The sequence below is a fragment of the Pseudomonas sp. 13B_3.2_Bac1 genome (assembly GCF_025466205.1).
In the GTDB taxonomy this organism is placed as follows: domain Bacteria; phylum Pseudomonadota; class Gammaproteobacteria; order Pseudomonadales; family Pseudomonadaceae; genus Aquipseudomonas; species Aquipseudomonas fluorescens_H.
Map to the genome: position 1 here is coordinate 18,679 of NZ_JANLOG010000084.1, position 10,737 is coordinate 29,415.

At 58.1% G+C, this 10,737-nt stretch carries 10 protein-coding genes; 9 read left to right on the forward strand and 1 reads right to left on the reverse strand.

Features of this window, described 5'->3' with window-relative positions:
- Window positions 1-107 precede the first annotated feature (107 nt).
- The 3 genes from mrcB to NTD85_RS14155 are packed head-to-tail and all read left to right on the forward strand — an operon-like array spanning window position 108 to window position 3,539.
- Window positions 108-2,432, forward strand: coding sequence for a penicillin-binding protein 1B (mrcB, locus tag NTD85_RS14145; protein ID WP_103484951.1), 2,325 nt, complete (start codon window positions 108-110; stop codon window positions 2,430-2,432).
- A 16-nt stretch (window positions 2,433-2,448) separates the two neighbouring features.
- Entirely contained in the window at window positions 2,449-3,204 is a 756-nt protein-coding gene (locus tag NTD85_RS14150) for a hypothetical protein (RefSeq protein WP_103484950.1), read from the forward strand.
- Window positions 3,204-3,539, forward strand: a complete 336-nt coding sequence (locus tag NTD85_RS14155; protein WP_103521357.1) for a YqcC family protein — start codon at window positions 3,204-3,206, stop codon at window positions 3,537-3,539. The genes NTD85_RS14150 and NTD85_RS14155 overlap by 1 nt, the downstream gene beginning before the upstream one ends.
- A gap of 89 nt (window positions 3,540-3,628) precedes the next feature.
- On the opposite strand, the gene NTD85_RS14160 is transcribed toward NTD85_RS14155, so the two are convergent.
- On the reverse strand, window positions 3,629-4,045 hold the full coding sequence (locus NTD85_RS14160; protein ID WP_262142451.1) for a DUF4124 domain-containing protein: 417 nt from the start codon (window positions 4,043-4,045) through the stop codon (window positions 3,629-3,631).
- 399 nt (window positions 4,046-4,444) lie between these two features.
- Between NTD85_RS14160 and NTD85_RS14165 the strand changes: the two genes are divergently transcribed.
- From NTD85_RS14165 to msrQ, 6 genes are all read left to right on the forward strand, one after another.
- Window positions 4,445-6,169: an acetolactate synthase 3 large subunit gene (locus tag NTD85_RS14165; protein ID WP_103521372.1), complete on the forward strand. Its 1,725-nt coding sequence runs from the start codon at window positions 4,445-4,447 to the stop codon at window positions 6,167-6,169.
- Between the two features lie 2 nt (window positions 6,170-6,171).
- Window positions 6,172-6,663 carry an acetolactate synthase small subunit gene (gene ilvN / locus NTD85_RS14170; protein ID WP_003205610.1) on the forward strand — a complete coding sequence of 164 codons (492 nt, stop codon included), beginning with the start codon at window positions 6,172-6,174 and terminating at the stop codon, window positions 6,661-6,663.
- A gap of 48 nt (window positions 6,664-6,711) precedes the next feature.
- Complete coding sequence (ilvC, locus tag NTD85_RS14175) at window positions 6,712-7,728, forward strand: ketol-acid reductoisomerase (RefSeq protein ID WP_003228216.1); 1,017 nt, start codon at window positions 6,712-6,714, stop codon at window positions 7,726-7,728.
- A 146-nt stretch (window positions 7,729-7,874) separates the two neighbouring features.
- Entirely contained in the window at window positions 7,875-8,732 is an 858-nt protein-coding gene (gene pssA, locus NTD85_RS14180) for a CDP-diacylglycerol--serine O-phosphatidyltransferase (protein WP_003228213.1), read from the forward strand.
- Between the two features lie 63 nt (window positions 8,733-8,795).
- Window positions 8,796-9,809: a protein-methionine-sulfoxide reductase catalytic subunit MsrP gene (gene msrP, locus NTD85_RS14185; protein WP_262142452.1), complete on the forward strand. Its 1,014-nt coding sequence runs from the start codon at window positions 8,796-8,798 to the stop codon at window positions 9,807-9,809.
- Window positions 9,809-10,420, forward strand: a complete 612-nt coding sequence (gene msrQ / locus NTD85_RS14190; RefSeq protein WP_226501127.1) for a protein-methionine-sulfoxide reductase heme-binding subunit MsrQ — start codon at window positions 9,809-9,811, stop codon at window positions 10,418-10,420. Before msrP ends, msrQ begins: the two co-directional genes overlap by 1 nt.
- Window positions 10,421-10,737: the final 317 nt, after the last annotated feature.

Sequence of the window (10,737 nt, forward strand, 5' to 3'; positions counted from 1 at the left end):
TTCAGAGACTGGGAAATTCGAGGTCGCCATTATGGCCGCTCGCCAGCCTGACGCAAACCTCGGAGCGCTCCTGTTGAGTATGAATAAAGTGCGTATAATCCGCCGCCATGACTCGAACTCGATCCCCCCGTACCAAGAAAAAACCACCTTCCCAGGGCCTGCGCCCATGGCTGGGTTGGGCCATTAAACTCAGTCTGGTCGGCCTTGTGGTGCTGGCTGGCTTCGCCGTTTACCTCGATGCCGTGGTGCAGGAGAAGTTCTCCGGCAAGCGCTGGACCATCCCGGCCAAGGTATACGCGCGTCCGCTTGAGCTGTTCGTCGGACAAAAGCTGAGCAAGGAAGATTTCCTCACCGAGCTCGATGCCTTGGGCTATCGCCGCGAAGCCGTGAGCAATGGCCCCGGCGCTGCTGCCGTCAACGGCAATACCGTTGATCTGAACACCCGTGGCTTCCAGTTCTATGAAGGCCTGGAAAAAGCCCAGCCGGTGCGCGTGCGCTTCTCCGGCGACTATGTGGCCGAGCTCTCGGGGCTCAACGGTGCGAAATTGTCCGTGGTGCGGCTGGAGCCGCTGTTGATTGGCGGCATTTATCCGAAAAACCTTGAAGACCGCATCCTGATCAAGATCGATCAGGTGCCGCCGTACCTGCTCGATACTCTGATCGCGGTGGAAGACCGGGACTACTACAGTCACTGGGGCGTGTCGCCGAAGTCGATTGCCCGGGCCATCTGGGTCAATACCTCTGGCGGCAAGATGACCCAGGGTGGCAGTACGCTGACCCAGCAGTTGGTGAAAAACTTCTACCTCACCAACGAGCGCAGCCTGAGCCGCAAGCTCACCGAAGCGATGATGGCGATGCTGCTGGAGCTGCACTACGACAAGAAGGAAATTCTTGAGGCCTACCTCAACGAAGTCTTCGTCGGGCAGGACGGTCAGCGTGCGGTGCACGGCTTTGGTCTGGCCAGTCAGTTCTTCTTCGGTCAGCCATTGTCCGAGCTGAAGCTGCATCAGGTAGCGTTGCTGGTCGGCATGGTCAAAGGACCGTCCTACTACAACCCGCGTCGCAACCCGGAACGTGCGCTGGAGCGGCGTAACCTGGTGCTCGACGTGCTTGAGCAGCAGGGCGTGGCGACTGCCGAGCAGGTCGAAGCGGCGAAGAAAATGCCACTGGGTGTCACCACTCGCGGCAAGCTCGCCGACAGCTCGTTCCCGGGCTTTATCGATCTGGTCAAACGCCAGTTGCGCGAAGACTACCGCGACGAAGACTTGACCGAAGAAGGCCTGCGGATCTTCACCAGTTTCGACCCGATTCTGCAGATGAAGGCCGAGGCGTCGGTCAATGACACCTTTAAACGCCTGGCCGGACGCAAGGGCTCCGATGACGTGGAAGCGGCGATGGTCGTGACCAACCCGGAGACCGGCGAAGTCCAGGCCATGATCGGCAGCCGGCAGGCCAGTTTTGCCGGTTTCAACCGGGCGCTGGATGCGGTGCGGCCGGTGGGCTCGCTGATCAAGCCGGCGGTCTATCTGACCGCGCTGGAGAAACCGAGCCAGTACACGCTGACCAGTTGGCTGTCGGACGAACCGCTGGCGGTCAAGGGGGCGGACGGTCAGGTGTGGAAACCACAGAACTATGACCGTCGCTCCCACGGCACCGTGTTCCTCTATCAGGGCCTGGCGCATTCCTACAACCTGTCGACCTCGCGTCTGGGCCTGGAAGTAGGCGTGCCGAACGTGCTCAAGACCTTGGGACGCCTGGGCGTTACGCGGGAATTCCCGGCATTCCCGTCGATGTTGCTGGGCGCTGGCGGCATGACCCCGATCGAAGTGGCGACCATGTACCAGACCCTGGCCAACGGCGGTTTCAATACGCCGATGCGCGGGATCCGTAGCGTACTGACCGCCGATGGCGAACCGCTCAAGCGTTATCCGTTCCAGATTCAACAGCGTTTCGATCCGGCCTCTATCTACCTGATCCAGAACGCCATGCAGCGGGTAATGCGTGAAGGTACCGGCAGCTCGGTTTACAACGTGCTGCCCAAGACCCTGACGCTGGCCGGCAAGACCGGTACCAGTAACGATTCGCGCGACAGCTGGTTCGCCGGTTTCAGTCAGGATCTGTTGGCGGTGGTCTGGCTGGGTCGTGACGACAACGGCAAGACCCCGTTCACCGGTGCGACTGGCGCGTTGCAGGTCTGGACCAGTTTCATGCGCAAGGCCGATCCGCTGCCGCTGGACATGCCGCAGCCGGACAACATCGTCCAGGCGTGGGTCGATTCGCGTACCGGGCAAGGCTCCGATGCCAACTGTCCGGGGGCGGTGCAGATGCCGTATATTCGCGGCAGCGAACCGCCACCCGGCGCCTCGTGTGCAAGCGAAACGCCTGCTTCGCCAGAGTCGGTGATGGATTGGGTCAAGGGCTGGATGAATTAAGCAAAGAGGGTTTCAAGTGAACAAGTGGTTGATTCCAGCGGTGACTGCCGTGGCTTTGCTCAGCGGCTGCTCTACCGTACAGCGTGGTTCGATCCCGGTGGTGGATGCCGGCACGACCGTGTCCAACAGCGAACGCCTGTCGGCCAACGGCGGCTTCCGCAAGACGACAGTCAAACGCCCGGTGCAGGATCAGGCGCAATCCCAGGCCATCCCGCAAGGCGACACCGGTGTGGTAGTGATGGTGCCGGGCGGTGGCGCGACAACTTCGACGCCGATCAGCTCGTCGCCGATCGTTCCGGGGCCAGCGTCCGGCGGTATCACCGCGGGGCCGTACAACCCGTCGCCGGTCGAGTCGGCGCCGATCAACTCCGGCAGCTACAGCATGCCTTCGACCCCAAGCGGCATTCCTTCGGCCAGCAGTGGCGGCGGTCTGTCGGCTGACGAACAACTGGATGGCCCGGTGCTCGCCTTGCTGACCACGGCGCAACAGCAGCAGGCGGGTGGCGACCTCAACGGCGCGTCCTCCAGCCTGGAGCGCGCTCAACGCGTTGCCCCGCGTGAGCCGCAAGTGCTTTACCGCTTGGCGCAAGTACGCATGGCTCAAGGTGATGCGCCACAGGCCGAGCAGTTCGCCCGTCGGGCGCTGACCATGGCCAACGGTCGTCCGGACTTGCAGGCCAACCTGTGGGAAATCATCGCTCAGTCCCGTGAGAAACAAGGCGATTCCGCCGGCGCCGCTCAGGCCCGTCAGAAGGCCAAGGTTTCGCTGTGATGGATCGCCGTTTCCCGAAAATTGCCGATCAGTTGCTGTTGATCGAGCGCGAACTGCGCGCGCAGGGTTGGTGGGATGACGTTCAGCCATCGGTCGAAGCCTTGAGCAGTGTCGAGCCGTTTTCGGTCGACACGCTGGATTTCGAGCAGTGGCTGCAATGGATCTTCCTGCCTCGGATGAAGATGATTCTCGAGCAGGATCTGCCGTTACCCAATGCCTCGGGCATTCAGGAAATGGCCGAAATGGTCTTTGCCCAGCGCAATCTGCAGGGCAAGGATCGGCAATTGCAGGTGTTGCTCAAAGAGTTTGACCTGCTGATCACCGCTTCCCGCTAGAACCGATCCCTTGTAGGAGCTGCCGCAGGCTGCGATCTTTCGATCTGCTCTTGGAAACAAGGTCAAAAGATCGCAGCTCCTACAGGTGTCTATTCGCAGTTCTGCGCAATCTGCTTCTGCGCTTCGACAATGCGCTCCTGCCGTTGTGCATCGTCGAGACGCCTCAGTTCTCCCTCCACTTCCTCCCTCAAACGCGGATTGTTCTGCAATTGCGCCAGGTTCGTCCGTGCCTGCTCGCAAAACGCCTTGAGCTGCGCCTGCTGCTCGGTCACCTGCTTCTTCACCTTGTCGTCGATGGCTTTCTGATCGCCCAACGCACCGCTGTCAGGGATGGCGGCAGGTTTCGGCAGGGGCGAGGAGGGCGTCTGTATGGTCGTCGCCGGCTGACCTTGCGGCGGCTGCGCATCGAAGTGAGTGACGCCTTGGGCATCGACCCATTTGTAAATCTGACCGGCCATGCACCACGGGCTGAGACCGATCAGCAGTGTGACGAGGAGCGTTCGCATGCTGATTCCTTGGCAAAATTGCGCAATTGACACTAACAGAGTAGCGGTTTTCAGGTTTTTTCTTGCGTTCTCATGTGCTTACCCACAATTAAGCACATTGACGGCTTGACTTGGAGAGGGCGAAACAGAAGAATCCAAAGTCCGCTGTAGAGGGACTGCCAGAAGCAGACCCACTCGGTAGATCATGAGGCGCATATCCGCGTCGACCTGTTACACCCGCAACGCGTTACCTCGCGCTGGGTGGGAAAGGCCCGCAACACTTGGGACGATCCCAATACTTGCTCAGTCAGTGCTGACGTAGTCGGCGACCACCGTCGCTCATGCTCTGCCGAGAAGTAAACCTATTAAGACCCGCCCCTTTTGTGTGGACGGTATTCTGGCGTTTTAGAGGTGAACAACGTGGAGCTTTTATCTGGCGGTGAGATGCTCGTCCGCTTCTTGCGTGACGAAGGCGTCAAATATATCTACGGGTACCCGGGTGGTGCTCTCCTTCATGTTTACGATGCCCTGTTCAAAGAACCGGAAGTGACTCACATCCTGGTTCGTCACGAGCAAGCGGCTACCCATATGGCTGACGGCTACGCCCGTGCCACCGGTAAAGCCGGCGTGGTATTGGTGACTTCCGGTCCAGGCGCCACAAACGCCATCACCGGTATCGCCACCGCCTATATGGATTCGATTCCAATGGTGATCATTTCCGGTCAGGTGCCAAGCACCATGGTCGGCACCGACGCGTTCCAGGAAACCGACATGATCGGTATCTCCCGGCCGATCGTGAAGCACAGCTTCATGATCAAGCACGCCTCGGAAATCCCGGAAGTCATGAAGAAGGCCTTCTACCTTGCACAATCCGGTCGTCCAGGTCCGGTCGTGGTCGATATCCCGAAAGACATGACCAACCCGGCCGAGAAGTTCGAATACGTCTTCCCGAAAAAAGCCAAGCTGCGTTCCTACAGCCCGGCCGTTCGCGGCCACTCCGGGCAGATCCGCAAAGCGGCAGAAATGCTCCTGGCGGCCAAACGCCCAGTGCTTTATTCCGGTGGCGGCGTGATCCTGGGCAACGGTTCCGCACCGCTGACCGAACTGGCCAAAATGCTCAACCTGCCAGTGACCAACACCTTGATGGGCCTGGGTGGTTTCCCAGGCACCGACCGTCAGTTCATCGGCATGCTCGGCATGCACGGCAGCTACACCGCCAACTTGGCAATGCACCATGCCGACGTGATCCTGGCTGTCGGCGCACGTTTCGATGACCGTGTGATCAACGGCGCGGCGAAGTTCTGCCCGAATGCCAAGATCATCCACATCGACATCGACCCGGCTTCTATCTCCAAGACCATCAAGGCCGACGTGCCAATCGTTGGTCCGGTTGAGAGTGTCCTGACTGAAATGGTCGCGATCCTCAAGGAAATCGGCGAGACCCCGAACAAGGAGTCCGTTGCCAGTTGGTGGAAGCAAGTCGATGAATGGCGCGGTGATCGCGGCCTGTTCCCTTATGATAAGGGCGACGGCAGCCTGATCAAGCCGCAGACCGTGATCGAGACCCTGTGCGAAGTGACCAAGGGCAATGCCTTCATCACTTCCGACGTGGGCCAGCACCAGATGTTCGCTGCGCAGTACTACAAGTTCAACAAGCCGAACCGCTGGATCAACTCCGGTGGCCTGGGCACCATGGGCTTCGGTTTTCCGGCGGCCATGGGCATCAAGTTGAGCTTCCCGGATGACGACGTTGCCTGCGTCACCGGCGAAGGCAGCATCCAGATGAACATCCAGGAGCTGTCGACCTGCCTGCAATATGGCTTGCCTGTGAAAATCGTCATCCTGAACAACGGCGTTCTGGGGATGGTTCGTCAGTGGCAGGACATGAGCTATGGCAGCCGCCACTCGCACTCTTATATGGAGTCGCTGCCTGACTTCGTCAAACTGGCTGAAGCCTACGGTCACGTCGGCGTGCGCATCACCGATTCGAAAGATTTGAAGTCGAAGATGGAAGAGGCGTTCGCCATGAAAGATCGTCTGGTGGTGATCGATATTTCGGTCGATACCAGCGAGCACGTCTATCCGATGCAGATCAAAGACGGCTCCATGCGCGATATGTGGCTGAGCAAGACGGAGCGTACTTAATCATGCGGCACATTATTTCCCTGCTTCTGGAAAACGAACCCGGCGCTTTGTCTCGCGTAGTCGGCCTGTTCTCGCAGCGCAACTACAACATTGAAAGCCTGACGGTGGCCCCAACCGAAGACCCGACGCTGTCGCGTCTGACGCTGACCACTGTCGGCCACGATGAAATCATCGAGCAGATCACCAAAAACCTGAACAAGCTGATCGAAGTGGTCAAGCTGGTGGACCTGTCGGAAAGCGCTCACATCGAGCGCGAGCTGATGCTGGTCAAGGTCAAGGCCACTGGTGCCCAGCGCGCCGAGATCAAACGCACCACCGATATTTACCGTGGACAGATCGTCGATGTCAGCGCCAGCGTGTATACCGTTCAATTGACCGGTACCAGCGACAAGCTCGACAGCTTCATTCAGTCCATCGGCACCGCATCGATTCTGGAAACCGTCCGTAGCGGCGTGACCGGCATTGCCCGCGGCGACAAAGTACTCAGCATCTAAACCAAATTAGCGAATGGCCTGAACGGCCTGGATATATAGGGGAAATTCATGAAAGTTTTCTACGATAAAGACTGCGACCTGTCGATCATCCAGGGCAAGAAAGTTGCCATCATCGGTTACGGCTCCCAAGGCCACGCTCAAGCGTGCAACCTGAAAGATTCCGGTGTCGACGTTACCGTCGGTCTGCGTAAAGGTTCGGCCACTGTTGCCAAAGCCGAAGCCCACGGCCTGAAAGTGACCGACGTTGCTTCCGCTGTAGCTGCTGCCGATCTGGTCATGATCCTGACCCCGGACGAGTTCCAGTCCTCGCTGTACAAGAACGAAATCGAGCCGAACATCAAGAAAGGCGCCACCCTGGCCTTCTCCCACGGCTTCGCGATCCACTACAACCAGGTTGTTCCGCGTGCCGACCTCGATGTGATCATGATCGCGCCGAAAGCTCCGGGTCACACCGTACGTTCCGAGTTCGTGAAGGGCGGCGGTATCCCTGACCTGATCGCGATCTACCAGGACGCCTCGGGTAACGCCAAAAACGTTGCACTGTCCTACGCAGCTGGTGTGGGTGGCGGTCGTACCGGCATCATCGAAACCACCTTCAAGGACGAGACCGAAACCGACCTGTTCGGCGAACAAGCCGTACTGTGCGGCGGTACCGTTGAACTGGTCAAAGCCGGTTTCGAAACTCTGGTTGAAGCTGGCTACGCGCCGGAAATGGCCTACTTCGAGTGCCTGCACGAACTGAAACTGATCGTTGACCTCATGTACGAAGGCGGTATCGCCAACATGAACTACTCGATCTCCAACAACGCTGAGTACGGCGAGTACGTGACCGGTCCGGAAGTGATCAACGCCGAATCCCGTCAGGCCATGCGCAATGCCCTGAAACGTATTCAGGACGGCGAATACGCCAAAATGTTCATCAGCGAAGGCGCAACCGGCTACCCTTCGATGACCGCCAAGCGTCGTAACAACGCCGCTCACGGTATCGAAATCATCGGCGAGCAACTGCGCTCCATGATGCCGTGGATCGGTGCCAACAAGATCGTCGACAAAGCCAAAAACTAAGTCGTCATCCTTGTACGAAAAACGCGGCTTCGGCCGCGTTTTTTCGTTTGAAACCGATGGTTCTGGTATAAAGCTGCATCGTTTGTGGCCGAACCGTCGTCACAGGCACCTGTCGAAACTTTCCAAACCGTTGCAAGGTAATGTCCATGAGCGAACGTCCCGAAGAGCCGAACCAGGCTTCTGACGCCGAAAGCCTGCTGCCCATCGATGAACATGTCGAGGAAGGGCACGACGCAGAAGGTCGTAAAGTCCGGCATCGTGGTATCTATCTGCTGCCGAATCTGTTCACCACTGCGAACCTGTTCGCAGGGTTTTATTCCATCATCAACTCGATGAGTGCCCAGGCTGCCTTGAGCGCCGGGGACTCTGCGAACGCGAGCAAGTATTTCGCCTTCGCTGCGATCGCAATCTTCGTGGCCATGGTGCTCGATGGTCTTGATGGGCGTGTCGCGCGCATGACCAATACGCAAAGTGCCTTCGGCGCCGAGTATGACTCGCTGTCCGACATGGTCGCTTTCGGTGTCGCACCGGCGCTGCTGGCCTTTGGCTGGGCATTGGGCGACATGGGCAAGGTCGGCTGGATGGTTGCCTTCATCTATGTAGCCGGCGCGGCATTGCGTCTGGCGCGTTTCAATACGCAGGTCGGTACGGCGGACAAGCGCTATTTCATCGGTCTGGCCAGCCCGGCAGCTGCCGGCGTGGTCGCTGGGATCGTCTGGGCGTTCAGCGATTACGGCATTCAGGGGTCGAAGATGTCGTTCCTGGTCGCGCTGATGGTGGCGGCTGCCGGCATGCTGATGGTCAGCAACATCAAGTACAACAGCTTCAAGGAGCTGGATTTGAAGGGCCGTGTGCCGTTCGTGGCGATTCTCGCCGTGGTGCTGGTGTTCGCCGTGGTGTTCAGCGATCCACCGCGCATTTTGCTACTGGTGTTCCTCGCTTACGCGGCTTCCGGCCCGGTGCAATATCTGTTGCATCTTCGTCGTCACAAAAACGCCGAGTGATGTAATTTCCCGCATACTCCGCAGTCTATGGGTGCATCTGTCCTCCAAAGCTGCGGAGTTGCCATGCTGATCAAAATCCCCAAAGCGTCCGACTGCCATGAGTCGGATGTCACGCCTGAAGCCATTTATCTTTCTCGTCGCCAATTGCTCGGAGCTACCGCTGCCGGTATCGCCGTGAGCAGCCTGCCGCGTTGGGCCAGCGCTGAAGACGCGGCGCGTTATGCCGATGTCGAGCCGGGCAAGGCGCCTGCCTGGTTTGCCGATAAGCTCCCCGCTACTAAATGGGGCGCAGTCAACGTCAAGGATGAGGCGATCACGCCTTATAAAGACGCGACCCACTACAACAACTTCTATGAGTTCGGCACCGACAAGGGCGATCCGGCTGCCAATGCCGGTTCGCTGAAAACCGAGCCGTGGAGCGTTGTCGTCGATGGGGAAGTGGGCAAACCCGGGCGTTATGCGCTGGAAGACTTCATGAAACCGTACCAGTTGGAGGAGCGTATCTATCGCCTTCGCTGTGTTGAAGCGTGGTCGATGGTCATCCCGTGGATTGGCTTTCCGATTTCTGCGCTGCTCAAGCAGGTCGAACCGACCTCTGACGCCAAATACATTCGCTTCGAAACCCTGCAGGATCCCAAGAGCATGCCAGGGCAGCGCTCGGGTTTTGCCCTGATCGACTGGCCTTATGTAGAAGGCTTGCGCCTGGATGAGGCGATGAATCCCTTGGTGATTCTGGCGGTAGGCATGTATGGCCGCGAGTTGCCGAATCAGAATGGTGCGCCGCTGCGTCTGGTGGTGCCGTGGAAGTACGGCTTCAAAAGTGTGAAGTCGATTGTGCGGATAAGTCTGGTCAGCGAACAGCCCAAGACCACCTGGCAGAGCATCGCGGCTGATGAATACGGGTTTTATGCCAACGTGAATCCCACGGTCGATCATCCGCGCTGGACTCAGGCGCGGGAACGGCGTCTGCCGAACAGTCTGTTCAAGCCGAATGTGCGTGATACACAGATGTTCAACGGCTATGCGGATGAAGTTGCTTCTTTATATACAGGGCTCGATTTGCGGAAGAACTACTGATGCGATATCCGTTCTGGCGTGTAGGCGTTTTCATTGCGGCGGCGACCTGGCCATTGCTTTGGTTTTATCAGGCGTTTGCCGATGTGCTCGGTCCGGATCCTGGCAAGGTGCTGGTTGATCGATTGGGGCTGGGGACGCTGGTATTGCTGTTGATCACGTTGAGCATGACGCCGCTGCAGAAATTGACGGGGTGGGCAGGGTGGATTGCTGTGCGCCGTCAATTGGGACTCTGGTGTTTTGCTTATGTGGTTCTGCATCTGTTCAGCTATATGGCGTTTATTCTCGGTTTCGACTGGTCGCAGTTGGGCGTGGAGTTGCGTAAGCGGCCGTACATTATTGTGGGGACGTTGGCTTTCCTTGGTCTGTTGGCGTTGGCGGTGACTTCCAATCGCTACAGTCAGCGGCGTTTGGGTGTGCGCTGGAAGAAATTGCATCGGTTGGTGTATGTGATTCTCGGGCTGGGATTGCTGCATATGCTGTGGATCGTGCGTGCTGATCTCAAGGAGTGGGCGATCTATGCCTTTATAGGTGCGGTGCTTTTACTGATGCGTGTACCTGCGGTTGCGCGTCGAATCCCGCGTTTGCTGACCAAAAAGCAGGTTTTGCAATAAAACTGAAATTAACGGTTGACGGCAGATTCTGGAGGTCTATAATTCGCCCCACTTCCGGCGCGGTCGAAACGGAAAACTCCTTGAGATTCAATGAGTTACGCAGTTTTCGATAGCGGGTTGCTTGAGTTCATCGAAGCCTGGAAGGAGTTGAAAGAGCGGTGATGTTTGGCTCTTTTGACGGTTCGATCTTCTCGGTCGAAAGCGGAGAAAAAGAGGGGTTGACAGCAGCGTGTAACGCTGTAGAATTCGCCTCCCGCTAACGAGAGATCGGAAGCGCAAGTGGTTGAAGTTGTTGAAGAAATCTTCGAAAACTTCTA